General features: G+C 43.4%; 26 protein-coding genes. 12 read left to right on the top strand and 14 right to left on the bottom strand.

Annotated elements, in window-relative coordinates:
- The 3 genes from HC175_RS13295 to HC175_RS13285 all read right to left on the bottom strand — a co-directional run.
- On the bottom strand, positions 1-296 hold a 296-nt coding region (locus HC175_RS13295), incomplete at its 3' end, for a nuclear transport factor 2-like protein (RefSeq protein WP_168138993.1).
- A 188-nt stretch (positions 297-484) separates the two neighbouring features.
- Complete coding sequence (amaB, locus tag HC175_RS13290) at positions 485-2044, bottom strand: L-piperidine-6-carboxylate dehydrogenase (protein ID WP_168138992.1); 1560 nt, start codon at positions 2042-2044, stop codon at positions 485-487.
- A 68-nt stretch (positions 2045-2112) separates the two neighbouring features.
- Positions 2113-2634, bottom strand: a complete 522-nt coding sequence (locus HC175_RS13285) for a 3-hydroxyanthranilate 3,4-dioxygenase (RefSeq protein ID WP_168138991.1) — start codon at positions 2632-2634, stop codon at positions 2113-2115.
- Between the two features lie 120 nt (positions 2635-2754).
- Here HC175_RS13285 and HC175_RS13280 point away from each other — a divergent pair, with 120 nt between their 5' ends.
- From HC175_RS13280 to HC175_RS13260, 5 genes are all read left to right on the top strand, one after another.
- Positions 2755-3831 (top strand): isoaspartyl peptidase/L-asparaginase family protein, encoded by a 1077-nt coding sequence (locus HC175_RS13280; protein WP_168138990.1) that lies wholly within the window; start codon positions 2755-2757, stop codon positions 3829-3831.
- A gap of 140 nt (positions 3832-3971) precedes the next feature.
- Positions 3972-4460, top strand: a complete 489-nt coding sequence (locus HC175_RS13275; protein ID WP_168138989.1) for a GbsR/MarR family transcriptional regulator — start codon at positions 3972-3974, stop codon at positions 4458-4460.
- 19 nt (positions 4461-4479) lie between these two features.
- A complete protein-coding gene (locus tag HC175_RS13270) occupies positions 4480-5598 on the top strand; it encodes an efflux RND transporter periplasmic adaptor subunit (RefSeq protein WP_168138988.1) in 1119 nt (372 codons plus the stop codon).
- Between the two features lie 9 nt (positions 5599-5607).
- Positions 5608-8754 (top strand): efflux RND transporter permease subunit, encoded by a 3147-nt coding sequence (locus HC175_RS13265; protein ID WP_168138987.1) that lies wholly within the window; start codon positions 5608-5610, stop codon positions 8752-8754.
- A 7-nt stretch (positions 8755-8761) separates the two neighbouring features.
- Positions 8762-10165, top strand: coding sequence for an efflux transporter outer membrane subunit (locus HC175_RS13260; protein WP_168138986.1), 1404 nt, complete (start codon positions 8762-8764; stop codon positions 10163-10165).
- Between the two features lie 60 nt (positions 10166-10225).
- Here the strand turns inward: HC175_RS13260 and HC175_RS13255 are convergent, their stop codons facing one another.
- The 4 genes from HC175_RS13255 to HC175_RS13240 form a co-directional block, all read right to left on the bottom strand.
- The gene (locus HC175_RS13255; protein ID WP_168138985.1) at positions 10226-11152 is read right to left on the bottom strand and encodes a DUF5996 family protein; all 927 of its coding nucleotides are present in this window, start codon (positions 11150-11152) and stop codon (positions 10226-10228) included.
- A gap of 63 nt (positions 11153-11215) precedes the next feature.
- Positions 11216-11722: a YciI family protein gene (locus HC175_RS13250; RefSeq protein ID WP_168138984.1), complete on the bottom strand. Its 507-nt coding sequence runs from the start codon at positions 11720-11722 to the stop codon at positions 11216-11218.
- Positions 11719-12204, bottom strand: coding sequence for a CYTH domain-containing protein (locus tag HC175_RS13245; protein ID WP_168138983.1), 486 nt, complete (start codon positions 12202-12204; stop codon positions 11719-11721). The genes HC175_RS13250 and HC175_RS13245 overlap by 4 nt, the downstream gene beginning before the upstream one ends.
- A 9-nt stretch (positions 12205-12213) precedes the next feature.
- On the bottom strand, positions 12214-12876 hold the full coding sequence (locus HC175_RS13240; protein WP_168138982.1) for an NAD-dependent epimerase/dehydratase family protein: 663 nt from the start codon (positions 12874-12876) through the stop codon (positions 12214-12216).
- Positions 12877-13016: 140 nt separating this feature from the next.
- On the opposite strand from HC175_RS13240, the gene dinB reads away from it, so the two are divergent.
- Positions 13017-14114: a DNA polymerase IV gene (gene dinB, locus HC175_RS13235; protein WP_168138981.1), complete on the top strand. Its 1098-nt coding sequence runs from the start codon at positions 13017-13019 to the stop codon at positions 14112-14114.
- Positions 14115-14291: 177 nt separating this feature from the next.
- Here dinB and pyk read toward each other — a convergent pair whose 3' ends face one another.
- From pyk to HC175_RS13210, 5 genes are all read right to left on the bottom strand, one after another.
- The gene (pyk, locus tag HC175_RS13230; protein ID WP_168138980.1) at positions 14292-15722 is read right to left on the bottom strand and encodes a pyruvate kinase; all 1431 of its coding nucleotides are present in this window, start codon (positions 15720-15722) and stop codon (positions 14292-14294) included.
- Entirely contained in the window at positions 15723-16208 is a 486-nt protein-coding gene (locus tag HC175_RS13225) for an IPExxxVDY family protein (RefSeq protein WP_168138979.1), read from the bottom strand.
- A 109-nt stretch (positions 16209-16317) separates the two neighbouring features.
- Complete coding sequence (rnc, locus tag HC175_RS13220; RefSeq protein ID WP_168138978.1) at positions 16318-17055, bottom strand: ribonuclease III; 738 nt, start codon at positions 17053-17055, stop codon at positions 16318-16320.
- A gap of 11 nt (positions 17056-17066) precedes the next feature.
- Positions 17067-18317 (bottom strand): beta-ketoacyl-ACP synthase II, encoded by a 1251-nt coding sequence (gene fabF / locus HC175_RS13215; RefSeq protein ID WP_168138977.1) that lies wholly within the window; start codon positions 18315-18317, stop codon positions 17067-17069.
- Between the two features lie 17 nt (positions 18318-18334).
- On the bottom strand, positions 18335-18571 hold the full coding sequence (locus HC175_RS13210; protein WP_013069791.1) for an acyl carrier protein: 237 nt from the start codon (positions 18569-18571) through the stop codon (positions 18335-18337).
- A 184-nt stretch (positions 18572-18755) separates the two neighbouring features.
- Between HC175_RS13210 and purN the strand changes: the two genes are divergently transcribed.
- The 4 genes from purN (at position 18756) to HC175_RS13190 (ending at position 22750) form a co-directional block, all read left to right on the top strand.
- Positions 18756-19322, top strand: coding sequence for a phosphoribosylglycinamide formyltransferase (purN, locus tag HC175_RS13205; RefSeq protein ID WP_317172112.1), 567 nt, complete (start codon positions 18756-18758; stop codon positions 19320-19322).
- Positions 19315-19797, top strand: a complete 483-nt coding sequence (gene rnhA, locus HC175_RS13200) for a ribonuclease HI (protein WP_168138975.1) — start codon at positions 19315-19317, stop codon at positions 19795-19797. The genes purN and rnhA overlap by 8 nt, the downstream gene beginning before the upstream one ends.
- Positions 19798-19863: 66 nt before the next feature.
- Positions 19864-20787: a PfkB family carbohydrate kinase gene (locus tag HC175_RS13195; RefSeq protein ID WP_168138974.1), complete on the top strand. Its 924-nt coding sequence runs from the start codon at positions 19864-19866 to the stop codon at positions 20785-20787.
- Positions 20788-20851: 64 nt separating this feature from the next.
- On the top strand, positions 20852-22750 hold the full coding sequence (locus HC175_RS13190) for an amidophosphoribosyltransferase (RefSeq protein WP_168138973.1): 1899 nt from the start codon (positions 20852-20854) through the stop codon (positions 22748-22750).
- Between the two features lie 466 nt (positions 22751-23216).
- Here HC175_RS13190 and HC175_RS13185 read toward each other — a convergent pair whose 3' ends face one another.
- On the bottom strand, positions 23217-23969 hold the full coding sequence (locus tag HC175_RS13185) for a UDP-2,3-diacylglucosamine diphosphatase (RefSeq protein ID WP_168138972.1): 753 nt from the start codon (positions 23967-23969) through the stop codon (positions 23217-23219).
- Positions 23970-24098: 129 nt separating this feature from the next.
- Between HC175_RS13185 and HC175_RS13180 the strand changes: the two genes are divergently transcribed.
- Positions 24099-25052 (top strand): ring-cleaving dioxygenase, encoded by a 954-nt coding sequence (locus HC175_RS13180; protein ID WP_168138971.1) that lies wholly within the window; start codon positions 24099-24101, stop codon positions 25050-25052.
- Positions 25052-25693: an alpha/beta hydrolase gene (locus HC175_RS13175; protein WP_168138970.1), complete on the top strand. Its 642-nt coding sequence runs from the start codon at positions 25052-25054 to the stop codon at positions 25691-25693. The genes HC175_RS13180 and HC175_RS13175 overlap by 1 nt, the downstream gene beginning before the upstream one ends.
- Here HC175_RS13175 and HC175_RS13170 read toward each other — a convergent pair.
- On the bottom strand, positions 25690-26142 hold the full coding sequence (locus HC175_RS13170; RefSeq protein ID WP_168138996.1) for a 6-pyruvoyl trahydropterin synthase family protein: 453 nt from the start codon (positions 26140-26142) through the stop codon (positions 25690-25692). The genes HC175_RS13175 and HC175_RS13170 overlap by 4 nt on opposite strands.
- Positions 26143-26206: the final 64 nt, after the last annotated feature.

Here is a 26206-nt window from a genome sequence, read left to right as displayed (position 1 = left end):
TTCCAATCCTTCCACCATTTCACAACTTCCTCTTTCCCCGATAAAATTGTGCGGGTATCTGCATCTCCGTCGGGAAAATAGTACTCAACGTCATCAGCCAACATTTTCCCCCAGGATTCAAAATCCAGGGCAGCCATATTTTCAAGCGCTTGCTCGTTTAATACAGAATATCTTTCAGAAGCTACTTCGTAATTGGATTCACCCTCTGTAACAGCAACCTCATTAGATTCGGCGTTTTTGTCATTACAGGAAAAAATTATGGCCAGGCCTGCAATTAAAGTGATTATCTTCTTCATATAGCTTAAATTTTGGTTATCCCCCAGCTTCTCTGAAAGTATCATAAAGATACTACTAAATCGCGTGAGTTACTCATAAAACGCTGTAAATGAGTACAAATAAGGGAAAACCCCAAACTAAGATCTTTTCTATTTTAAATAAAAACCCGCTTCTCTCGAAGCGGGTTCAATTCTTTTAAGATGAACAACTAAAGATCGAATTTGATCCCTTGTGCCAGCGGCAGTTCGGTAGTGTAATTGATCGTATTGGTTTGACGGCGCATGTAAATTTTCCACGCATCAGAGCCTGATTCTCTTCCGCCACCGGTCTCTTTTTCACCTCCAAAAGCTCCTCCAATTTCTGCACCCGAAGTACCAATGTTCACATTGGCAATTCCGCAGTCAGATCCTTCTACAGAAAGGAATCTTTCGGCTTCCCGCAGATTGTTGGTCATAATGGCCGAAGATAATCCTTGTTTAACGCCATTTTGAAGAGCCAGTGCATTTTCAAGATCTCCGCTGTATTTCATGAGATATAAGACTGGCGCGAAGGTTTCGTGCTGTACGATCTCGTAACTGTTTTCGGCTTCAGCAATGGCTGGCTTAACATAGCATCCGCTTTCATAACCTTCCCCTTCGAGAACACCACCTTCAACGATGATCTTCCCTCCTTCTTTTACTACTTTGTCTAAAGCAGCCTGGTAGTGTTTTACGGCATCCTTGTCTATCAAGGGACCTACGTGATTATTTTCATCTAGAGGGTTTCCAATTCTAAGCTGCTTGTAGGCATCAACGACAGCCTCTTTCACCTTATCATAAACATCTTCATGAACAATTAGTCTACGGGTGGAAGTACAACGCTGCCCACAGGTACCAACAGCCCCGAACACAGCACCAATTACGGTGTTCTTAATGTTTGCATCGGGAGTTACGATGATGGCATTATTTCCTCCCAGCTCGAGTAATGATTTTCCTAATCTTCCGGCTACAGCCTGGGCAACGATCTTTCCCATTCTAATTGAACCAGTGGCCGAGATCAAAGGCACGCGCTCATCATTGGTAAGCAAAGAACCAACTACATAATCCCCTGTGATAAGACAGGAAATACCTTCTGGCAAACCGGCTTCATCAAAAACTCTTGCAGCAATGTTTTGGCAGGCCACAGAAGTCAATGGAGTCTTTTCAGAACCTTTCCATACACATACATCTCCACACACCCATGCAAGAGCGGTATTCCAGGCCCATACAGCTACTGGAAAATTGAAAGCTGAGATGATCCCTACAATCCCCAGGGGATGATATTGTTCGTACATGCGGTGGCCGGGACGCTCAGAATGCATGGTAAGTCCATGTAACTGCCGACTCAAGCCAACTGCAAAATCACAGATGTCGATCATTTCCTGAACCTCTCCAAGACCTTCCTGGTAAGATTTTCCCATCTCATAAGAAACCAGTTTCCCCAGTGGCTCCTTTAATCTTCTCAATTCATCGTTAAATTTTCTAACGATCTCTCCGCGCTGTGGGGATGGCATACTGCGCCAGGTCTTAAATGCATCGGCTGCAGTTTCAATTACTTTATTATAATCTTCTTCAGTTGTGGCTTTTACTTTACCTATCAAAGCTCCATCTACAGGAGAGTAAGACTCGATCACATCTCCCGAAGAAAACCAGTTCTTCCCTGTAGATGTTCCGTTGTTAACGTCATCTACACGAAGACCCAGGTCTTTTAGAGCTTGATTTATTCCGAATTTTTCAGCTACTGAACTCATTTTTCTTATTGTTTTTGTTTGGATTCATTTGGATAATTGCGAATATAAAAAATTTAAAACTGGCATTACTACCTTGGCCGCTCCATCACTGTTTCGCAGTTGTCACAGGTTCTTAATTCTTCACTGTTGTAGAAAGTATTGAAATGCTTCTGAAAATCATTCTCAATATCATTAAGCGGAAAATAAACCTCGTAAAGCTTGTTGTTGCAATTTTCGCAGAACCACAACAGGCCATCCTTAGCATTTAGATCAACTCGTTTGCGCTCCACAACAATCCCCACAGAGCCTTCGGTCCTTTCGGGAGAATGCGGCACTTTGGCGGGGTGGAGATACATATCCCCAGGTCCAAGTTCAAAGGTCCTTTTCTCCCCGTTTTCCTGAATATGAACCTTAATATTTCCTTCCAACTGGTAAAAAAGTTCTTCGGTCTCATTGTAGTGGTAATCCTTTCGCGCATTGGGACCGCCTACAACCATTACAATGTAATCACTGGCCTCTGGATAAATACTTTTGTTGCCCACAGGAGGCTTGAGAAGACTTCTGTTTTGAGCAATCCATTGATTGAGATTAAAAGGTTTTGCAACTGACATATTAAAAATTTTGAAGCTTAAAATTACGCATTCTTTCCTGAAGACCTCCACCTTAAAAGCAGGCATTCTCCTGAAGCTTCTTTTTTTTCTTAACTTTCCTGCTGAAATAATTCTAACCTCATGAAAAAATTACTTCTTGTTTTTGCCATTTTTGGCACCCTGGCCTGCAATAATTCTGCTGAAGAAAAATCTGAAGATCCTCAAACTTCCGAAGCCACATCAGAAGAAAAGGATAGTATTCCCAATTTTGGGATTGTTATTCATGGAGGTGCCGGAACCATTTTAAAAGAAAATATGAGCGACAGCCTGGAGCAGGTGTACCGGGCAAAACTGGAAGAAGCTATTCGTACCGGACATGAAATACTGGCAAACGGAGGTACTGCACTTGAAGCCGTACAGCGCACCATCAATGTTATGGAAGATTCTCCGTTATTCAATGCCGGGAAAGGCGCTGTTTTCACTAATGAAGGTACCAATGAACTTGATGCATCGATCATGGACGGTTCCAACCTCAATGCCGGTGCAATTGCAGGGGTCACAACCATCAAAAACCCCATTAATCTCGCTTATGAGGTCATGGTGAATTCAGAACACGTGATGCTCGCAGGAAAGGGCGCCGAAAGATTTGCCCAGGAACAGGGCGTAGAGATCGTAGACCCACAATATTTCTTTACAGAAAACAGGTATAACAGCCTGCAGCGCATTAGAGAACAGGAGAAATCCCAGCTTGATCATGATGCTCAAAAAACGGCTTTTACAGATCCATTTATTAAAGATTCCAAATTCGGAACCGTGGGCTGTGCAGCACTCGATAAACATGGTAACCTTGCCGCGGGAACATCTACCGGAGGCATGACCAACAAAAGATACAACCGCATTGGAGATGCACCAATCATTGGAGCCGGTACTTATGCGAACAACAAAACCGTAGCGGTTTCAAGCACGGGCTGGGGAGAATTTTTTATCCGCGGAATGGTAGCCTATGATATTTCTGCACTTATGGAATACAAAGGCCTTAGTCTTGAAGAAGCAGCAAAAGAAGTAATCCAGAAGAAGATTCCTGCTCTTGGTGGAGATGGAGGGATCATCGCTATAGATCACCAGGGAAATGTAGCCATGGAATTCAATACTGCCGGGATGTACAGAGCAAAAATGGACCGGGACGGTACCTTGAAAATAGGGATCTACGGAGAATAAACAGCATTACATACCTCTCAAAAACCGCCTTTCTGGCGGTTTTTCTTTTTTATCTTAACATTTATTTAAGGTTCATACAGTTCGGATTTTTCCGAACTAAGTCGTAGTTTTGCGCTTCAATTTTTTTTGAAGAACGAAATATGGAGCTAGAAATTCAGCGGAAGCATCTTATTGAAGAGCTAGGAGTACATCTGGAAGGCGACAATCTTGCGCCTTTGGCTGCCCGCATTCTTTCCACCCTGATACTTTCGGGCAAACGCGGGGTGACCTTCGAGGAGCTGGTAAAGGAGCTGCAGGCTGGGAAAAGTACAATATCCAGTCATCTTGACTATCTGCAACATACAAATCGCGTTAAGTATTTCACGAAACCCGGAGATCGAAAGCGATATTTTATTATAGATCCCAATCTCATTCTCAATGTTATGGACGGAATGATCACCAAATGGGAAACCGAAAAACAGCTGCATCTAAAGATAAGGGAATATAAAAAGGAATGTAACCGGGAAGCTGAAAAGACAGGATCCTTTCAGTTTGACCTGGAGTTTCAGGAAAATTTCCTCACTTTTCTGGAAGAGACCTCTTCCGCAGTAAAGAAATTCAAGACCAAACTTTTATCAAGAAATAACTAACACAGACATTGAGAAGAACATGAGAAATTTTCATTATATCATTTTCATACTAAGCGCATTTTTGACGGCTTCCTGTCAGGATGAGAATCAGGGCCAGCAGCAGGCTGGTGGTGCAGCAGCTTTTCCGGTAATTGAAGTTCAGCAAAGAACAGTGACAGGATATACTTCCTATCCCGTGAGTATTGAGGGCAAAGTCAATAGTGCGGTAAGAGCCAAAGTGCCGGGATATGTTACCCAGGTCCTGGTAGATGAAGGGCAACAGGTGCAAAAGGGCCAGACCTTGTTCAAACTAGAAACTGCATCGCTTTCACAGGATGCCGGTGCCGCCCGTGCCAACGTTAATGCTGCACAGGTAGAGGTTGATAAGCTTAAACCGCTGGTGGAAAAAGGAATTATTAGCTCTGTTCAACTGGAGACCGCAAAAGCTCGTCTTGAACAGGCAAAAGCAAATTATAACAGTATCGCGGCCAGTATTGGTTATGCCACTATTAAGAGTCCTGTAGATGGTTATGTGGGGGCTATCAATTTCAGGGAAGGTGCATTGGTAAGTCCCGGAGATCCTACTCCTTTAACGATAGTTTCAGACATTGAGGAGGTTTATGCATTCTTTTCCCTCAATGAAAGGGACTACCTTAATTTCGTACAGAATGCTGAAGGTGAGAACATTTCAGAAAAGATAAAGAACTTTCCCCCGGTAGAACTTCAGCTTGTAAATGGAAATATTTATGCCGAAAAAGGAGAGATCCAGACGGTCACAGGACAGGTAGACCCCACAACAGGAACGGTTGGTTTTCGAGCCGCCTTTCCAAATCCCAATGGTATCCTGGCCAGTGGCAACAGTGGCCGCATAAGAATCCCACGTGTCTATGAGAATGTTCCCGTGGTGCCAGAATCGGCATCTTTCGAACAACAGGGAATCGTTTACGTCTATGGCGTGCAGGGAGATTCTCTTGCAGTTTCTGTACCTATACAGGTTATCGACCGGGTTGGAAACCTCATCGTTGTGGGAAGCGGAGTTTCACAGGGAGACAAGATCGTGGCACAGGGAGTGGGAAAATTGAGAAATAATACGCCAATAACCCCTCAGCCTATTTCATTTGACAGCATTGCCAATCCGGTAAAGCCAATCTTTAAATAACTAAGACCAATGTTAAAGACTTTTATAGAAAGACCTGTATTATCGACAGTCGTCTCTATTGTTATTGTAATTCTGGGGCTACTTGCTATCACCACCCTTCCGGTAACGCAGTATCCGGATATTGCACCTCCAACAGTTCAGGTTTCTGCCAATTATCCAGGAGCAAATGCTGCAACAGTACTTGAGAGTGTGATCATTCCCATTGAGGAACAGATCAATGGGGTTGAGGGCATGGATTATATCACTTCCACAGCCAGTAATAACGGAAGTGCCAGCATTCAGGTTTTCTTTGAGCAGGGAATTGATCCAGATATTGCTGCAGTGAACGTGCAGAATCGCGTCGCACGAGCCACCCCTTTGCTGCCTCGCGAAGTTACACAGAGCGGGGTCACAACACAGAAGCAGCAAACCAGCGCGCTGATGTTCTTTACCGTAGTTTCTGAAAATGAGGCCTATGACGCGACCTTCATTCAGAACTATCTCAATATTAACGTTATCCCTGAACTTAAAAGGATCAACGGGGTAGGCGATGTAAACGTTTTTGGTGCCAAGACCTACGCTATGCGAATATGGCTTCAGCCCGAAAAGATGGCTGCATACAACCTTATTCCTGCAGATGTTATTGGCGCTATCAATGAACAAAGTCAGGAAGCTGCCGCGGGATCTTTGGGACAGAACAATGCTGAAGCTTTTGAATATGTAATTCGCTACAGCGGTCGCTATAACAATGAGGAGCAATACAAGAACATTGTCATCAAAGCTCTTGACAACGGAAGGTTTCTTCGGCTAGAGGATGTGGCGCAGGTTGAACTTGATGCACAGGGTTATAATGTGATCTCGTTTACCGATGGGAATCCCGGAATTAGCATGGGCGTGTATCAGACTCCGGGCTCTAATGCACAGGAGATCATTGAAAATATCCATGAAAAACTGGAAGAACTGGAGCAGAATTTTCCAACCGGTCTTGAGGTAAAGGTCAATTTTGACTCCAATGAATTCCTGAATGCCTCAATAAATAAGGTGGTACTTACCATTTTTGAAGCCTTTCTTTTAGTGTTCCTGGTGGTTTTCATTTTCCTGCAGGATTTCAAATCCACTTTGATTCCCGCTATAGCAGTGCCGGTTTCCATCATTGGAACATTCTTCTTTCTTAACCTCTTTGGATATTCCATAAACCTGCTTACTCTGTTTGCCCTCGTACTTGCTATTGGAATTGTGGTAGATGATGCCATTGTGGTAGTAGAGGCAGTTCATGCCAAGCTGGAACAGGGTGCCGAAAATGCCAAAAAAGCGACCGTTTCTGCAATGGAAGAAATTGCAGGAGCCATCATATCCATCACTCTTGTTATGGGAGCGGTATTTATTCCTGTGACTTTTATTACAGGTCCCACAGGTGTTTTTTACGAACAATTTGGGGTGACCTTAATGGTAGCGATTGCCATTTCGGCGGTAAACGCTTTGACCCTGAGTCCGGCATTATGTGCACTTTTCCTCAAACCTCATCACGAAAAAGAGGGAAAACGAAAAGGATTTTTAAAGCGGTTCTTCTCCACTTTCAATATAGCTTTTGAAGCTACTACTGCCAGGTACATTAGGTCTGTCTCCTTTCTTTACCGTCATAAATGGATCACGGGAGCTATTATTGTTGCTGCCATTGCTTCCATTTTCTGGGCGTCTTCAACCACTCCTACAGGTTTTGTTCCCGATGAAGATCGCGGAATGATCTTCGCAAACATCGAACTTCCGGCTGGTGCGTCATTAGACAGGACTGCTGAAGTCACTGCAGAACTTAATCGCAGAGTAAGAGATATTCCCGGAGTAGATGTGGTATCACTGGTAAACGGATTCAGTTTTCTTGGTGGCGCCGGAAGCAACTACGGAATAGGATTCATCAAACTGGACGATTGGTCTGAAAGAACAGAAGAAGGCATGTCTGCCGAAGACATCATTGGTAAATTCTTCGGAGCCGCCGCCGGAATAAGCGACGCGAATATTCTCTTTTTTCAGCCTCCAAGTGTACCCGGTTTTGGAGCTTCGTCAGGATTTGAAATGAAGGTACTCGATCGTACCGGAGGTAGCTTCGAAGACCTGGATGCCGCAACCCGGAACTACCTGGCCGATCTTTCAGCAAGACCTGAGATCCTGTATGCACAGAGTTCCTTTAATACAAATTATCCGCAATACGAGATCGATCTGAATATTCCGAAGGCAAAAGAAGCCGGGGTTGACATTGGCAGTATCTTCTCTACGCTGCAATCTTATATAGGATCTGTCTATGCTGCCGATTTTGCACGCTTCGGAAAACAATATCGGGTATTTGTCCAGGCCCTGCCCGAAGATCGGGCCACAGTAGATGATCTCAATTCACTATTTGTTCGCAACTCCCGAGGGGAAATGGCACCTATTACCGAATTCGTTTCGTTAAGCCGTGTATATGGTCCACAGTCGGTAACCAGGTTCAACCTCTTTAATTCAGCCAGTGTAAACGGGGCAGCAGCACCCGGATTCTCATCGGGAGACGCGATTGCAGCTGTACAGGAAGTTGGAACAGGATCACTGCCTGAAGGATTTGATATTGGTTTTTCGGGATTGACAAGAGAGGAGATTTCCGCAGGAAACCAAACAACTTTTATCTTCCTGTTGAGTATCCTCTTCGTATTCTTTATTCTTGCCGCTCAATATGAGAGCTATTTACTGCCGCTGGCGGTGCTTTTCTCGCTGCCTGTTGGAGTTATGGGAGCTTATGTGACTACGGCGCTCACTGGCCTGGAAAATAATATTTACTTCCAGATCGCCCTCATTATGCTGCTGGGCTTACTCGCCAAAAATGCCATTTTGATCGTGGAATTCGCCATACAGAGAAGGAATGCCGGAAATTCCATTGTCGATTCAGCAATAGGAGCTGCACGGGCACGTTTGCGACCAATCTTAATGACCTCTTTCGCCTTTATTGTGGGGCTGTTGCCTTTGGTATTCGCTACGGGCACTGGAGCTGCAGGTAACCGATCCATAGGTACCGGTGCCGTGGGAGGTTTGCTGGTAGGAACACTTTTAGGAGTTTTTATTATCCCTATCCTTTTTATCCTGTTTCAGTGGCTTCAGGAAAAGGTGAGCAAAAAACCTTACCCGACTGCAGAAAGAAACGCCGAACTATAATTTAAAAATGAGAACCTTGAAACTATACAAATTCTTACTGATGCCGGCCCTTCTGCTTTCGCTGCAATCATGTTTTGTCGCAAAAGATTACAACAGGCCTGCCACAGTAGTAGAAGCTGAGACCTTTCGAACCGACCAGTTGCCCGCAGATACTATTTCGATGGCTGAAGTCTCATGGAGAACGCTATTTACAGACCCTGTTCTTGCAGATCATATTGACAGGGCATTGGAGAATAATATCGATATTAGGATCGCCCTGGAGCAAATAGAAGCGGCAAAGGCTTATTTTAAGCAGGCAAAGGCTGGCTATTTACCCACTCTGGGATTGACCACACAGATGACTCACCAGCAACTGGCTCACAACAGCCAGTTTGGAAGTCTTTTTAATGGCTCCCTTAACCAGTACGAAGCCACTGCAAATCTTTCATGGGAAGCAGATATCTGGGGCAGGATCAAGAGCAACCAGCGGGCTCAAAGTGCTGCCTATTTACAATCGGTCGCAGCACACCAGGCGGTGAAAACAAGGCTTGTGGCAAATATAGCCAGTCTGTATTTCCAACTTCTGGCCTTAGATGAACAACTCGAGGTAACCCGCGAAACCGTAGCTAACAGAATGAATAGCCTGGAAACCATTAAGGCGCTTAAAGAAGCTGGAAATGTAACAGAAGTAGGAGTTAAGCAAACAGAGGCACAGCTTTACAGAGCACAAGCGGTAATAGTGGACCTCGAAAATCAGGTAAGATTGCTGGAAAACACCTTCTCTATCCTGCTGGGAGAAGCTCCTCACCCCATAGAAAGGAGTGACCTCGACCTTCAGGAGCTGAATACAGAATTAAGGATTGGGGTTCCGGTTCAACTGCTGAGAAACCGCCCCGATGTTATTGCTGCCGAATACAACCTTGTCAATGCCTTTCAGCTGACCAATGTTGCCAGAGGCAATTTTTATCCTACGCTAAGGCTAACTGCTAACGGCGGATTCCAGAGTCTCGACCTTGCCGATCTTATCGATACGAATTCTCTCTTTGCGAACGTTGTGGGATCTTTAACTCAGCCCATTTTTAACAGAAGGCAGATCAGAACCCAACTTGAGGTAGCGCAGGCACAACAGGAGATCGCTTTTCTCGAGTTCAGAAGATCTGTTCTTGATGCCTCCCGGGAAGTTTCAGATGCGTTGTATAATTATGCCGCAGCCGATGCAAAACTGGAAATAAAACAGAATGAATTCGAAGCCTATGAACTTGCCACTTCCTACTCTGAGGAACTGCTTAACAGTGGCTTCGCCAATTATCTGGAAGTGTTAACCGCCAGAGAAAATGCGCTTAACGCACAACTCGAGCTGGTGAACATTCGGCTTGATGAACTCAATGCCGTAGTTGATCTATACCAGGCGCTTGGTGGCGGCTGGAAATAATTTCATGATGTGTTTTTAATTGTTGGAAATGCCCTGCCTTCTGGTGGGGCTTTTTTGTTTTTAAAGTGCCGATAATGGCGGCACTTTTAGATCTTCAATATCCCAGCCCGCTAGCCTGGCCCCGGCCAAATATGCACTTTCCATAAAGTCAAGCAAAACGTCGGCGGGCCGCTCTTTCTTTAAAAGTTCAGCGTAAGGGAGAATCGCCAACCAACTGCCGTTATTCTCTACCCACTGCGCTTCTGCAAGTGCGAGATCTGTTTTTTGAATGGCTTTGGGAGCAGGACTCGTGTAAGAGTAGAACGCGGGTTGAGGAATATTAGGATCTCCCGGCCAAAAGCCGAAGCTAATGCATTCGTGGCTGTAGGCATCTTTGTCTGAAATCCTTGCTTCAGAAGGCATTTTTGGCGCCCTTTTCCCGGAGAATCTTGTAACCGCCAGGTCTATAGAATGCCAATAAAGATGCACGGGACAGGTCTTACCATAAAACCTACCACCAAAGGTTCTAAAAACATTAGAAGTCCAAAGCATCACCTTGTAGTAACGCTGTACGTAGTCAATGTCGTAGGCTTTAATGTCGTGCAGATCCTTAAACCGCCTGTCAATATTGAGATCGAAGGGTTTATCCAAAATTTTTGGTTCAATTCTGAATCTTTTTAAAATACCCTGGAGCTGCAGGTAGAAATCGGCTACAGATGTTTCTTCGGAAATACTAAAAAACGCTTCTTCTCCCCCTGAAGTAGCTACCTCCAGTTTGTGCTGCTGCAAATTCAACAGAAGAGAAAAGGTTTTAAATTGATCTCCATAAGGAATTGGCCCGGTTGTAAAACCTTTCGTGTCTACGTAAAGCGTTATGTACCACCAGTGGTTCTTACGCGAACTAAAGCTCATCCTTATTTTTCCCATGATCTGGAAAAACAGGTGCAAAGTGAGCTTCTGTGTTTCGCTGCCTTTGTACGGCAGCTCTGGTAAAAGATTTTTTTCCATCGCAAAAATTTTTAATGTCTCAAGCCTGGCATAAAAATTTGCTAAGAAAAAGTAGACTGGGGTTTACTTTAATTCGCCTCCTTTTGCAGCCCACCAGGGGTGGATCTCCACTTCCAGCCTTCCTGCTTTGACCATGGGATCAAGCCTTGCCAGGCTGTCGGCCATTTCCAGGGTTGGGGTATTGTACACAGCGATGCCTCGAATACTACTGTCATCGCCAAAGGGTCCTGCAAGACTTAGGTAACCTTCTGTCGCCATTCGATTCAAATGCGCCAGGTGCTGCTCCTGTAGTGTGGCAGCAGTCGCAGAATCCTGAGCTCTGTTCTTTCCGCTTTTCAAAAAGACTATAAAATACTGCTGCATCAGGTATTCTTCTCCAGCCTCCTTATAGAGAAAGGTTTGATAACCCTGCTGCTTTAGTTCGTCTGCCTGCTCTTCGAGACTTGCGGGAACCGTATCTGGCTGGCGTACTTCCACCTCATCTGGTCCGGGAATTCCCCTTGTGTCACGACTCTGGTTACAACTCATCCCGAAGGCAAGAATTGCTGCTAAAAAAACTATTTTTTTCATGGATTATGATTTTGCCATTCCTTAAATGGGAATTTAGAAAGGTATGAATTATAATATTTCAAATTACCAGTAACCTCTTCTCCCAGCCAGTCCGGCTTTGCAAATTCCTCATCCTTGTGCTGCAGTTCCACTTCTGCCAGGAGAAGACCTTCATTATCACCGCAAAACTCATCGGCTTCAAAAATGTGATTTTCATACCTTATTTCGTAGCGCAGCTTTTCTATGACTCCGGGTTCACATAGTTTTAGAAGGGCTTCTGCTTCTGAAATTCTTATTTCCCGCTCCCATTCAAATCTGCTCAAGCCATCACTGCTGCTTTTGCCTTTAATGGTAAGGAATCCCTGTTCTCCTCTTATACGCACCCTTACCGTACGTTCGGCTGCCGAATTGAGGTAACCCTGAACAATTCTCGTTTCGCGAAACGCCTCCTTCCTAAAATCTGAGGTATCTAAAATGAGAAATTTTCGTTCTATTTCCTGCATGTAATATGATTATCGAAAACTGTCGGCAATTTCTCTAATTTCTTTTGATTCTATACATGTAGCCGAATATTTATGATTGGCTACATAGATCATGGCATCTGCGATCTTTTCAGCATCAATACTTCGGTATTTTTTAAAAGGCCCCACGAGGAAATGATCGCCCACCTTCATTATTTTTTTCCACGCCGCCTCAAAAGGTCTTTTTTCTTCTCTTTCCCCACCTATAAGAGAAGGCTGGAAAATGTAAGTTTCGGAAATTTTTTCTGCCAGCACGTCTCTTTCCATTTCTCCTTTTGTGCGATTGTAGAAAAATTTGCTCCCGGGATCGGCTCCAAGTGCTGAAACCACTAGAAATTTCGAAATACTGTTCTTTTTTGAAAGCTTAGCGGCGGTCACGGGAATGCCATGATCAATTTTCCGGTAAGTTTCCTGATTAGGCGTTTTTGCCTGTGTAGTACCAATACAGCAGTAAACCTCATCTGCCTTAAAATCGGTTTCGTGATTCTCCAGCTGAAACAGGTCAATCAAATGCTCCTCAATTTTGTCATTTTTGACACCTGTAGAAGAGCGTGAAAAAAGTTTGATCCTTGTGTATCTTTCATCTTTGAGAAGTTTATCAAGCAGAATTCCTCCGGTTAATCCTGTTGCTCCAAGAATGATGGCTGTTTTCATAGCTGTATTTTTTCTGAAGGTAATTCAATTTTAAGCCAATTCAAAAGTCTTGAGCCTATCCTTTTCCTAACTTCTGAAGCTCGCCCTGCAGCTTCTTCCTCCTGAAGGTATGAACCTGAAGTTTCACTAATTTTGCGAGAATGGAAGAGCCAAAACAGCGGAAGATCATACATGTGGACATGGACGCTTTCTACGCCTCGGTGGAACAGCTGGACAACCCGGAATTAAGGGGCAAGCCTGTGGCAGTAGGAGGCAGTTCGCAGAGAGGTGTAGTTGCAGCAGCCAGCTATGAGGCCCGGAAGTTTGGCGTAAGAAGCGCCATGAGCAGTGTTCTGGCAAAAAGGAACTGCCCCGACCTTATTTTTGTAAAACCCCGCTTTGAACGCTACCGTGAGCTTTCGACCAGAATAAGAAATATCTTTTTCGAATATACAGATCTTGTTGAACCTCTTTCTCTCGATGAGGCTTACCTCGATGTTACCGAAAATAAAAAAGGGAATCCAAGCGCTTCCGTTATTGCTAAGGAAATTAGGCAGAAGATAAAAGAGAAGACAGGGCTTAATGCTTCCGCAGGAATATCGGTCAATAAATTTATTGCGAAAGTTGCCAGTGATATTAATAAACCTAACGGGCAAAAAACCGTAAGACCAGAGGAGGTGGAAGCTTTTCTAGAGACTTTAGAGATCAGGAAATTCTATGGAGTCGGAAAGGTGACGGCCGATAAAATGTATCGCTTTGGCATTTTCACAGGACTGGATCTCAAGAACAAGTCTCTGGATTTTCTCAATGAAAACTTCGGAAGGAGTGGGCTGTATTATTACCAGGTCGTAAGAGGGATCCACCACAGCGAAGTGAAGGCCTCTCGCATTAGAAAATCTCTGGGTGCAGAACGCACTTTTGAAGAGAATATATCTTCGGAAGTCTTTATGCTGGAAAGGCTGCAGAATATTTCCGAAGAAATTGAACGCAGGTTGTCCAGGAGCAAAGTAGCCGGGAAAACTATCACCCTGAAAATAAAGTACAGAGATTTTACGCTCCAAACAAGGAGTAAAACGCTTTCTTATTACATTTCTTCAAAAGATCTGATCCTGGAAACGGCAAAGGAACTGCTCTATCAGGAAAAGATGAAGGAATCTGTGAGGCTACTGGGAATATCGTTGTCCAATTTAAATACCGATAAGGAAGAAAAGCAGGAAGAGAAAAAGGAGATCGCGGTGCAGCTGAAGTTTGACTTCTAGATATAATCGCCGCGCTTGAGAGCCAAGAACAAAGAAACCAGGCTTAAAGTTGCGGGTTGCGGTCTAAACAGTTGCAGGTTGTAAGTTTCAGAAATAAAAAAAAAGCCGCAAAGACGATTTCTTTGTGGCTTTCCTTTTATCTCAAATTTCAGATCTTATATCTCAGATCTAAAGTATCTATTCAATTTCAGAAATTCGCAATGTGTTCACCATTCCTTTATTGGTGATAGGCATTGCTGCAAGGTTGATCGTAAAATCACCTTTTTCTACAAATTTATATTCCGTAGCTATTCTGTTGATATCGTCAATAGTTTCGTCTGTACTCACCATCTTATCATAGTAAAAAGCTCTCACTCCCCATAGTAAACTCAGTTGATTCAAGATTCGCTTGTTAGAAGTAAATACAAGAATATTGGATTCTGGTCTCCAGGCAGAGATCTGGAAAGCTGTATAACCACTATTGGTCAAAGTGCAAATAGCCTGTGCCTTGATCTCGTTTGCCATGTTTGCAGCATGGAAACATATGGCTTTGGTGATGTATCTTTTGGTGCGCACGTGAGGCGGTTCGTGAGGTACTTTAATGAGTGGAGAATTTTCAACACTCATAATGATCTGGCTCATTTTCTCTATCACCTGTACCGGATAATTCCCCACAGAAGTCTCACCACTCAGCATCACTGCATCTGCCCCATCCATTACAGAGTTAGCAACATCATTGACTTCGGCCCTTGTAGGCGTAAGGCTGGTAATCATCGTTTCCATCATTTGAGTAGCAATGATCACAGGGATCCTGGCTTTCTTTGCCTTTAGCACCAGTTGTTTTTGGATAAGAGGTACTTCCTGTGCAGGAATTTCTACTCCAAGATCTCCCCGAGCTACCATAAGTCCGTCGCAATAGGCAACGATCTTGTCAATATTATCTACACCTTCAGGCTTTTCTATTTTAGCGATGATCGGGATCTTGTGCTCTGAATGTTCCCTGATCAAATTCTGCAGCTCCATAAGATCTTCACTGTTCCTAACGAAGGAAAGCGCAATCCAGTCCACATTTTGCTTTACTGCGAAGATGGCATCTGCAATATCTTTTTCGGTAAGTGCGGGAAGAGAGATCTTTGTATTTGGAAGGTTTACACCCTTTTTGGATCTTAAAGGACCGCCTTGTACTACTTTGGCCAGCACTTCATCCTTTTTGTTGGTGCTCACCACTTCAAAGATGAGTTTCCCATCATCAAGCAGGATGCGTTCTCCCGCCTGCACATCGGCCGGAAACTGGTCATAATTCATGTAGACCCTGGAAGCAGTGCCTTCAAACTCTTTTCCAGTGGCAAAAGTAATTTGATCTCCTTTAGAGACCACCACTTCTTCCTTCATCTTTCCAACCCTAAGTTTAGGCCCCTGCAGGTCCCCAAGAATGGCTGTGGTATATCCTAACTCTTCATTAAGCTCCCGTATCATCTTGATACGTTGCTCTACATCGTCATAATTGGCATGAGAGAAATTGATCCTGAACACGTTCACACCTGCCTGCATCATTTCTTTCAATACATCTTTTGTGCTTGTGGCCGGCCCAAGTGTAGCCACTATTTTAGTTTTTTTCGTATTCGGCATTTAGTCAAAAATTAAATTTTCCTTAGTTTTTATTCGATCGAAATCAATAGCATATGCGGTAGAAACCTGCGGAATTTCAAGACTTTTTGAAATGAGCAATCTTTCGTTGACCCAGTCCATTTCGTCTTCAATTTTCATAAAAAAATCCACCTGCTTAAACTCCGGTAATAAGTATGATTTTTTGACAGCCAGGTCCTCCCCACTAAAGAGAGAAACCTCACCCGAACCAGAAACTTCCTTTCTGGCTATATTACTAACAAGATGATACCTGCAGTACTTTTGTTGATCTTCATAAACAAAATGGGCAAAAAGTACATTTTCTGCCCCTGCAAGCAGGTCTATATCCTGGGGTGATCTGGCCAGCCTAAGGTTTAAATGTTTGTTCAACAGGTAAGCCAGCTTAAACTCCTCAACTGCGGAGTGTATAGCTAAAAGCTTGTAGGGCTGTTCAAAAACTTCATCTAAAACCAGTTTATGCGCCGGCATATAATTTTAAATCGGAGGTTAAAGATAAAGATTGTACTGCAGAAAATTAAAATTTTACGCACAGAATTTCCGAATATGTTACGAAATCGTTATAGTTTACACCCTAAAACTACGAAGGTGCTATTTTTGACTGTAGCGCATAATATGCCCTTTTTGATGCCTTTTCTTCGGCCTTTTTCTTGGAAGTGGCTCTTGCCTTAGCTACCACTCTGTTCTCGATCCTTAGTTTGACAGCGAAGTGCTTGAGCTCATCTTTTCCTGTATCCTCGTAGACTTCAAAATTGAATTCCTTCTTTTCCTTTTGGCACCATTCAATCAACAGACCTTTGTAACTAATTACCGTTCCCTCGAGCTGTTCTATATCAACATACGGCACTATGACCCGGTCGTAAATGAATTTCTTTACATATCGGTATCCGCGATCGAGATAAATAGCACCTATTAAGGCTTCAAATAAATTCCCGTGAATGTTAGTTCCAAACTGTTCTGTAGAAATATTGGTTTGGATGTGTTTAATGAGTTCCAGATCCTTGCCGAGCTCGTTGAGATGCTTTCTGCTTACGATCTTGGACCTCATTTTGGTGAGATAGCCCTCGTTACCACCTGGTACCTCACTAAAGAGATGAGAGGCGATCACAGCACTTAACATAGCGTCACCCAGAAATTCCATTCTCTCAAAATTAATGGCATTACCATCGGCGTCCTTTTGGTTAAGAGATCTGTGGGTGAAGGCTTTTTTGTAATAGGAGATATTGCGGGGTTTGAACCCCATGATCTTTGTCAATTCGACAAAAAAATTCCCGCCTCTGGAAGAGCGGGAATTTAATATGTTTCTAATAACACTCATGGAATGCCATTTTACTCCAGTTTTCTGAAAATTACACAGGCATTATGACCTCCAAACCCAAAGGTGTTGCTCATAGCTACTTTCACGTCCCTTTTCTGAGCCTTGTTTAATGTAAGGTTCAGTTCGGGGTCAATGTTTTCATCGGCAACCTCGTGGTTAATGGTAGGCGGAACAATTCCATGCTTCATCGCAAGAATTGAAGCAATTGCTTCAACAGCACCGGCAGCACCCAATAAGTGACCGGTCATGGATTTTGTGGAATTGATGTTAATGCTTTTCGCGTGGTCTCCAAATACTTTCTTAATCGCTTTTAGTTCTGCCACATCACCAAGAGGTGTCGAAGTTCCATGGGTGTTGATATGATCAACATCTTCTGGTTTTAGTTCTGCATTTCTAAGGCAATTTTCCATTACAGCCACAACTCCGATTCCTTCGGGATGTGGGGCCGTCATGTGGTGAGCATCAGATGATAATCCTCCACCTACTACTTCTGCGTAGATCTTTGCTCCTCTTGCTTTTGCGTGCTCGTATTCTTCAAGGATAAGCGCACCTGCTCCTTCTCCCAGAACAAAGCCATCGCGGGTAGCATCAAAAGGTCTTGATGCGGTTTCGGGACTTTCATTTCTTGTAGAAAGGGCATGCATGGCATTAAAACCACCCATACCTGCCGGCGCAACTGCTGCCTCACTACCACCGGTCACAATGACATCACTGTGCCCCAGTCTTATGTAGTTCAAAGCATCAATTAGCGCATTCGCCGCAGAGGCACAAGCCGAAACCGTTGTATAGTTAGGGCCCATGAAACCATGCTTAATGGAAATATTTCCAGGAGCAATATCGGCGATCATCTTCGGGATGAAAAAAGGATTGAACCTTGGGGTTCCATCACCTTTTCCAAAAGCCAGAACTTCATCCTGGAAAGTCTCAAGACCTCCAATCCCGGCACCCCAGATCACTCCTACTCGAAGTTTATCTATAGTGTCAAGATCAAGACCTGAATCCTGTATAGCCTCATCTGAGGCTACTAAAGCATACTGAGCAAATTTATCAAGCTTCCTGGCTTCCTTTCGATCAAAATAGTCTTCAACTTTGAAGTTCTTGATCTCACAAGCGAATTTAGTCTTGAATTTGTCGGTATCAAAATATGTGATGGGTGCAGACCCGCTTTTTCCATTTACCAACCCTTCCCAATATTCTTCAATATTGTTTCCAATTGGGGTAAGGGCACCTAATCCAGTTACTACAACTCGCTTTAACTCCATAAGGATATGTTACTTTTTTATTTTTTTGCGTCTTCAATATAAGAGATTGCCTGACCAACCGTAGCAATGTTCTCTGCCTGATCGTCTGGGATCTGGATATCAAATTCTTTTTCGAATTCCATGATCAACTCTACAGTGTCTAATGAATCAGCGCCCAAGTCGTTGGTGAAGCTAGCTTCGTTTACTACTTCGTTCTCGTCAACTCCTAATTTGTCAACGATAATCGCTTTTACTCTTGATGCAATGTCTGACATAACTTGTGTTTTTAATTTTGAATTAAGTGGCAAAAATAAAAAACTTTATTTTAAAACCTGTTTTTACTTTAAAAATGTGAATGTAAATTACATAATTTCCACCTAAAGCAATTATTTTTACCTGCTAATAATTGTTAAGACTTCCGCATTGCCTAATACCCCTGTTACTTCAAAAAAGAAAATTGTGATCTTCGCTTCAGGCAATGGATCAAACGCTGAGAACATCATCAAATACTTTCAGGCACGTGACAATGCAAAGGTAGTTGCTGTATTCTCCAACAACCGTACTGCAAAGGTACTTCGGCGGGCGCACGATCTAGAGGTCAAGGCTTTACATTTCGACCGGGAGGCACTCTACGATTCAGATGATGTGCTGAATCTACTAAAAGACATGCAACCCGATCTTATAGTTCTTGCCGGTTTTCTTTGGATCTTTCCGAAGAAAATTCTCAAGCGTTTCCCGAATAAAGTGATCAATATTCATCCTGCACTTCTTCCAAAATATGGCGGAAAAGGCATGTATGGAATGAATGTTCATAAAGCCATTTTAGAGCAGAAAGAAATCGAGACCGGGATTAGCATTCACTACGTCAACGACAAATATGATGAGGGAAAGATCATTTTTCAGGCCACTACAGGCATTCATCCAGATGATACGGTAGAAAGCATTGCTGAAAAGATCCATGACCTGGAACATGAAAATTTTCCGAAGGTCATCGAAAAACTTTTATTCCCAAAAGAAGATGCATAATGCACAGGTACATATTTATACGGATGGCGCTGCAAGAGGGAACCCGGGGCCAGGTGGTTATGGAATTGTGATGGAATGGGTTGGAAAACCTTATAAAAAGGAATTCTCAAAAGGTTTCAAACACACCACTAATAACCGAATGGAGTTACTTGCGGTCATTGAAGCTCTTCGAAAGCTGAAGAATCCTGAAACCACAGTAATCGTTTTTACCGATTCGAAATATGTGGCCGATGCTGTTGAAAAAGAATGGGTCTTTAACTGGGAGAAAAAAGGATGGAAGGATCGAAAGAACGTAGATCTCTGGATGGACTTTCTTAAGGAATATCGCAAGCATAAAGTGAAATTCAAATGGATAAAAGGCCATAATGAACATCCACAGAACGAGCGTTGCGATCAACTTGCAGTAACAGCTTCAAAAGGAAACCGCTTGCTCATTGACTCTGGATTTGAGGGAGGCTCAAAAAGCCTTTTTTAGCACCTCTTTGGTTTTACTGCTTGAAAAACAAAACCGTATATTTGCACTTCATTTTTAAAGAACACTATGAATAAGTTATTAATAGTGGGTACAGTTGCTTTTGATGCCATTGAGACCCCTTTTGGTAAAACAGATAAAATACTTGGTGGTGCGGCAACCTACATAGGTCTTTCAGCAGCACAATTTGATATTGAGAGCGCCGTAGTCTCTGTAGTAGGAGAAGATTTTCCGCAGGAATACCTTGATTTATTACAAGACAGGAAGATCGATATTTCGGGAATTGAGATCGTGAAAGGAGGGAAAACCTTCTTTTGGAGTGGAAAATATCACAATGACCTCAATTCGAGAGACACCCTTGACACCCAATTAAACGTACTTGCCGATTTTCAACCTGTAGTGCCCGAAAAATTTAAGTCGCCAGATGTGGTGATGCTGGGTAATCTCCACCCTTTGGTACAACTAAGTGTTTTGGAACAGATAGAAAGACCAAAACTAGTGGTTCTTGATACTATGAATTTCTGGATGGACAATACCTGGGAAGACCTCATGCAGGTCATTGGAAAAGTAGATGCTCTTACCATTAATGATGAAGAGGCAAGACAACTTACAGATGAATATTCCCTTGTAAAAGCTGCACGAAAAATTGCAGACATGGGACCTAAATATGTGGTGATCAAAAAAGGAGAACATGGAGCTTTACTATTCCATGATGAACAGATCTTTTTCGCTCCTGCTTTACCTTTGGAAGAAGTTTTTGATCCAACCGGGGCAGGTGATACTTTTGCCGGTGGCTTTACGGGATATCTCGCCCATACGGGAGATATTTCCTTTAAAAATATGAAGAATGCTGTTATTTACGGTTCCAATCTCGCATCCTTTTGTGTAGAAAAATTTGGTGCCGAGCGAATGCAGGAATTGACTAAAGAAGATGTCCATGAGCGCCTGGAAGAGTTCAGGTCTTTAACCCAATTTCAAATCAACCTCACTTAATTTTCCCGCCCTGTAATTTCAGGGCTTTTTTTGTGACTAAACGAAAGTTCAACACTACGAGCATATGAGCGACGCTTTAAAACATGAATGTGGAATTGCCCAGTTACGGCTGCTAAAGCCCCTGGAATACTACAAGGAAAAATACGGAACGGCTTTCTACGGGGTCAACAAAATGTACCTCATGATGGAAAAGCAACACAACCGGGGGCAGGATGGTGCAGGTTTTGCCAGTATTAAGCTAAACACCCAGCCCGGGGACAGGTACATTAGCCGCATTAGAAGTATTGCCGCACAACCAATTCAGGATATTTTTGCGCAGATCAATGATCGGATCAATGAAGAGATCAAGCAGCACCCTGAATATGCCGATGACGTTGCGCTTCAGAAAAAGCATATTCCCTATCTGGGAGAGCTGTTTCTTGGACATGTTAGGTATGGCACCTTTGGGAAGAACAGCGTAGAAAGCGTACATCCGTTTTTGCGGCAAAATAACTGGATGCACAGAAATCTCATAGTTGCAGGGAACTTCAACATGACCAATGTTCACCAGCTGTTTAACAACCTCGTGGAACTTGGGCAGCACCCTAAAGAAAAGGCCGATACCGTTACGGTAATGGAAAAAATAGGTCATTTTCTTGATGACGAAGTGCGAAAGCTTTACAAGAAATTAAAAACAGAAGGTTACTCCAAGGTAGAAGCCTCACCGCTCATTGCCGAACAGCTCAAGATAGGCAAGATCCTTAAAAAATCGGCTAAAAACTGGGATGGAGGTTATGCCATGGCTGGCCTGCTGGGACATGGCGATGCTTTTGTACTAAGGGATCCCGCCGGAATTCGCCCCTGCTATTATTATAAAGATGAAGAAGTAGTAGTTATAGCTTCTGAAAGGCCTGTGATCCAGACAGTATTCAATGTTCCCTTTGAACAAGTTGAAGAGTTACCACCTGGAAATGCGATCATTACTAAAAAGAGTGGAGAAGTAAGAATTAAACAGATCCTGGAGCCACTTGAAAGAAAAGCATGCTCTTTTGAGCGTATTTATTTTTCCCGCGGAAGTGACGCTGAGATTTACCGGGAACGCAAAATGCTGGGAAAATTGCTCATGCCCGAAGTACTCAAGGCAATCAAGCATGATACGATCAACACGGTTTTCTCCTTTATTCCCAATACTGCGGAAACCTCTTTCTACGGAATGGTAGAAGCAGCCCAGGATGAGCTTAACAAGCAAAAAAATGATACTATTCTTGCCGAAAAGGAGAGCCTTACAGATGAACGTCTGCAGGAGATCCTCGCTCACAGGCTTAGAACAGAAAAAATTGCCATCAAAGATGCAAAACTCCGCACCTTTATCACCGAAGACAGCAGCCGTGATGATCTTGTGGCTCACGTTTATGATGTAACGTATGGTGTTGTAAAACCAGAGGACAACCTGGTGATCATCGATGACAGTATCGTGCGGGGTACTACTTTAAAGAAAAGTATCCTTAAGATGATGGACCGCACGAATCCAAAAAAGATCATTGTAGTTTCATCAGCACCACAAATTCGCTATCCCGATTGCTACGGAATAGATATGGCCAGGTTAGAGAATCTTATTGCGTTTGAAGCAGCTCTCGAACTCCTGAAGGACAATGATCTTTATCACATCGTAGAAGAAGTGTACAAAAAATGCCAGAAACAGGTTGAGCTTGAAGATAAGGATGTGAACAACTTCGTTAAGGAAATTTATGCGCCATTCACAGACGAACAAATCTCAGACAAGATCGCAGAACTTTTGAGCAATGACAGTATAAAGGCCGAGGTTAAGATCATTTTTCAGACGGTTGAAAACCTGCATAAGGCTTGTCCAAAAAACCTGGGTGACTGGTACTTTACGGGGGATTATCCAACTTTTGGAGGCAACAGAGTAGTGAACAGAGCCTTCATTAACTTTTATGAAGGAAATAAAGACCGCGCCTATTAATTAAAAGAGATTTCTTTCAGGTTTTAGAGCAGTTGTGCATTTTACCTAATAATTATGCTGTTCGTCTAAAAAGGTCTGAAAGACAAAGAATAATATCTACTTTTACAATGCCATAACATAAGTAGGTTAAGTTCATGGTAGATTTGGGGCAAAAAAGGTGGAGCTTTCCACCTTTTTTATTTTCCATACTTTCCGTTTTTTCCAGGTACTTTTTCTCTCTGTAAATACTTTCCAAAAAGGCCATTTTTTGAAACCTCATATTGAAGGCTGCTTTGCCTAATTTATTTATTCTGTTCGCCAGATTTTGTCAGGAATAGTAGATAAACAATAAATCTCTTTGAGTCTATTGTGGACGGTTTGCTGAAAGAAGGCAACCCTATTCAGGTAAAGTGAAACTGAAAACTGCCAACTGCATACTTTGAAAAAAATCTTGTCGCTAGACTCTTGACTCTTACTTCTTAAAAAACTACCATTGCTTAAGCTGAAGTTTTTCTCCGTCAAAGACTCCGTAAGTGTAGAAATTAATCCAGTCTCCCAGGTTTATATATTTTGAATCCTCCCGAAGCTGAATGTCTAGCGGAAGGTGCCGGTGACCAAAGATGAAGAAGTCATAGTGTTTTGTCTCCAGTTTTCGGCGGCAGTACTGGATTAGCCACTCCTTCTCCTCTCCCAGAAACTTCACGTCTTCCTCTCCCGATATCGCCTTATTCTTTACAGAAAAATACTGAGCTAAAGGCATTCCAATATCAGGATGAAGCCAGCGGTACAGCCATTTCGCAAAAGGGTTTGTGAAGACCTTTTTCATGCGTTTAAAACCCTTATCCCCGGGCCCCAGACCATCCCCGTGGCCTATAAGGAATTTCCTTTCATTGAAAAGGAATTCTTTTGGCTTGTGGTAAACAGGGATCTCAAGCTCTTTTTGGAAGTAATCATTCATCCAGAGATCGTGATTCCCTACAAAGAAGTAGATGGGAATCCCCCGGTCCCGTAGCTGTGCAAGTTTGCCTAACACCCTTACAAATCCTTTGGGTACTACATGCTTATATTCAAACCAAAAGTCAAAAAGATCTCCCAGCAAAAAAATTGCTGCGGCGTCCTCACTAACATGATCGAGCCAGGCCACAAACTTTTCTTCCCGCGGCCGACTTTCTTCGGCTGTGGGAGCTCCAAGATGGTTATCGCTGGAAAAGTAGATCTTTTTACCTTCAGGTATCTGCATTGCCGGGATTTGCGGGTAAAGATAGTTTTAAAATTTCCGAAGTTAAAATCTTCAGAAAAAATGGCTTCCTACCTAGGCCTCTTTGGGGATTTTCTCAAATAAGGCTATCTTTAAAAGAAACTGCACAGTATGGAGAAATTGATCACGGGAATTCATCACGTCACTGCTCTTGCCGGCAATCCGCAAAAGAATCTGGATTTTTACACCGGCGTCCTTGGCCTCCGGATGGTAAAGAAAACTGTGAATTTCGATGCGCCCGATGTTTATCATTTCTATTATGGAGATGAAGCAGGCACACCCGGTTCGATCATGACCTTTTTTCCATACGACGGGATACAGAAAGGTCGTCACGGGAAAGGCATGCTTAACATCACCACCTTTTCTGTTCCCTCTAATTCCCTGCTTTATTGGGAGGAAAGACTCCAGAGATTTGATATTGATTACCGTCCTGCCCAGGACAGGTTCGACAATGAGGGGGTGATCTACTTTGAGGATCCTGATGGTTTGGGCCTTGAACTTGTATTCAATGACAGAGACAGCAGGCCGGGCTGGACATATGGCAATATTCCGCTGGAGCATTCCATCAAGGGATTCTACAGCGTTGAGATATGGCAGGAGGGCTACGAACGAACGGCAGGTTTGCTCACAGAAGGCTTGGACCACCAACTAATAGCCGAAAAAGGAAACCGCTTCCGCTTCGCAGCAACCGATGCCCCCGGAAATTATATCGATATACTTTGCAGACCCGACGCCCTCCGCGGACTTGGAGGGGGCGGCACCGTGCACCACCTGGCCTTTTCCACGGCAAACAAGGAGAGTCAGCTGGAGGTAAGGCAGAAATTGACCAGCTTAGGACATAATCCTACTCCTGTGCTGGACCGGCAGTATTTTGAATCCATCTACTTCAGGGAACCTGGCGGAGTTTTATTTGAGGTAGCAACTGCCGAACCCGGATTTGCCATTGATGAGCCAAAGGATAAACTGGGTGAAGAATTAAAACTTCCACCGCAATATGAATCCAGACGGGACCTGATAGAAAAAGCGGTCACTCCCATAGAATTAAATCTCACAAAATTTAAGTAATGCTACATAAGAAAGATTTCAAATACAATGGTACTCCTGTAGAACAAGCTAAAAAAGCGCTGATCATGGTTCATGGCCGCGGGGGCTTTGCCGAAGATATACTCGCCGTGGCCGACCATCTAAAAGTGGAAGATTTCGCCCTCATTGCGCCACAGGCGTACAATAACAGCTGGTATCCTCTTTCTTTTATGGCTCCCGAGGAACAAAACCAACCCTGGCTGGATTCGGCAATAGAATTGCTTCAACTTCTGGAAAGGGACCTTAATCAAAGCGGCATAAGCTCCGAAAATATCTACTTTTTCGGATTTTCACAAGGAGCCTGCCTCACCCTGGAATACGTGACAAGAAATGCAAAAAAATACGGGGGTGTGATCGCCATTATTGGCGGGTTAATCGGCAAACACATTAACACCGGAAATTACATTACCGATTTTTCAGAAACCAGGATCTACCTGGGTACCAGCGATCCAGATGCACATGTGCCGGTAGAGCGTGTACACCAGACGGCCGAAATTTTAAAGAACAAGAATGCGAGGGTTGAATTCCAGATCCATAAAGATGGAGGCCACGCTATTCTTCCCGAAGAATTAGGAAGGGCGAACAACTTTGTATTTGGAAATTCGGGAGCCCTAAAGCCTTAGGTATTGTCTGAGGCGTGCCATTCGGCATAAGAAGTCTCAGTTTCCTGCAGCTTTAGAGAAAACAGTCTAATGTGATCTGGCAATCGCCCGATGATCCTCGTAGCAAAATCCTGGATCATATTTTCACTGGTAGGTTGATAATCCACAAGGATCACACTATGGCCACGGGTTTGCAGTTCTTCAGCAAGTTCCACATGAGGCGTGTTTTTATTAAACACAGTGGCATGGTCGAATTTATCTACGATTTCCTGCTTCACAATTTTCTTTAGGTCCCCAAAGTCGATGACCATCCCCAGCTTAACATGTGCTGTATCCCTAATAGGTTCTCCAATTACAGTAACCGCCAGTTTGTAACTATGCCCGTGAACGTTCTTACATTTGCCATCATAGCCGAAAAGTGCGTGTCCGGTTTCAAAAGAAAATTGCTTGGTAATGCGTATCAAAGCCATAGTTAAATATTTGTGCAAAGATAAGGGATTTTTTGGCCTTGAAATTCCCACTTCCTTTTCCGAA

Source organism: Salinimicrobium oceani, assembly GCF_012037645.1.
Note: the sequence above shows the minus strand (reverse complement) of the source record. Positions and strands in the feature narration are given on the sequence as shown.

Coding starts and splice junctions, on each gene's coding strand:
- HC175_RS13245 (WP_168138983.1), bottom strand. CDS start 12,204: ATGCAGGAAATAGAACGAAAATTTCTCATTTTAGATACCTCAGATTTT.
- HC175_RS13180 (WP_168138971.1), top strand. CDS start 24,099: ATGGAGAAATTGATCACGGGAATTCATCACGTCACTGCTCTTGCCGGC.
- HC175_RS13270 (WP_168138988.1), top strand. CDS start 4,480: ATGAGAAATTTTCATTATATCATTTTCATACTAAGCGCATTTTTGACG.
- HC175_RS13260 (WP_168138986.1), top strand. CDS start 8,762: ATGAGAACCTTGAAACTATACAAATTCTTACTGATGCCGGCCCTTCTG.
- HC175_RS13175 (WP_168138970.1), top strand. CDS start 25,052: ATGCTACATAAGAAAGATTTCAAATACAATGGTACTCCTGTAGAACAA.
- HC175_RS13240 (WP_168138982.1), bottom strand. CDS start 12,876: ATGAAAACAGCCATCATTCTTGGAGCAACAGGATTAACCGGAGGAATT.
- HC175_RS13265 (WP_168138987.1), top strand. CDS start 5,608: ATGTTAAAGACTTTTATAGAAAGACCTGTATTATCGACAGTCGTCTCT.
- HC175_RS13195 (WP_168138974.1), top strand. CDS start 19,864: ATGAATAAGTTATTAATAGTGGGTACAGTTGCTTTTGATGCCATTGAG.
- HC175_RS13255 (WP_168138985.1), bottom strand. CDS start 11,152: ATGGAAAAAAATCTTTTACCAGAGCTGCCGTACAAAGGCAGCGAAACA.
- HC175_RS13210 (WP_013069791.1), bottom strand. CDS start 18,571: ATGTCAGACATTGCATCAAGAGTAAAAGCGATTATCGTTGACAAATTA.
- HC175_RS13280 (WP_168138990.1), top strand. CDS start 2,755: ATGAAAAAATTACTTCTTGTTTTTGCCATTTTTGGCACCCTGGCCTGC.
- pyk (WP_168138980.1), bottom strand. CDS start 15,722: ATGCCGAATACGAAAAAAACTAAAATAGTGGCTACACTTGGGCCGGCC.
- HC175_RS13250 (WP_168138984.1), bottom strand. CDS start 11,722: ATGAAAAAAATAGTTTTTTTAGCAGCAATTCTTGCCTTCGGGATGAGT.
- rnhA (WP_168138975.1), top strand. CDS start 19,315: ATGCATAATGCACAGGTACATATTTATACGGATGGCGCTGCAAGAGGG.
- HC175_RS13225 (WP_168138979.1), bottom strand. CDS start 16,208: ATGCCGGCGCATAAACTGGTTTTAGATGAAGTTTTTGAACAGCCCTAC.
- amaB (WP_168138992.1), bottom strand. CDS start 2,044: ATGAGTTCAGTAGCTGAAAAATTCGGAATAAATCAAGCTCTAAAAGAC.
- HC175_RS13285 (WP_168138991.1), bottom strand. CDS start 2,634: ATGTCAGTTGCAAAACCTTTTAATCTCAATCAATGGATTGCTCAAAAC.
- HC175_RS13190 (WP_168138973.1), top strand. CDS start 20,852: ATGAGCGACGCTTTAAAACATGAATGTGGAATTGCCCAGTTACGGCTG.
- dinB (WP_168138981.1), top strand. CDS start 13,017: ATGGAAGAGCCAAAACAGCGGAAGATCATACATGTGGACATGGACGCT.
- HC175_RS13185 (WP_168138972.1), bottom strand. CDS start 23,969: ATGCAGATACCTGAAGGTAAAAAGATCTACTTTTCCAGCGATAACCAT.
- fabF (WP_168138977.1), bottom strand. CDS start 18,317: ATGGAGTTAAAGCGAGTTGTAGTAACTGGATTAGGTGCCCTTACCCCA.
- rnc (WP_168138978.1), bottom strand. CDS start 17,055: ATGAGTGTTATTAGAAACATATTAAATTCCCGCTCTTCCAGAGGCGGG.
- HC175_RS13275 (WP_168138989.1), top strand. CDS start 3,972: ATGGAGCTAGAAATTCAGCGGAAGCATCTTATTGAAGAGCTAGGAGTA.
- HC175_RS13170 (WP_168138996.1), bottom strand. CDS start 26,142: ATGGCTTTGATACGCATTACCAAGCAATTTTCTTTTGAAACCGGACAC.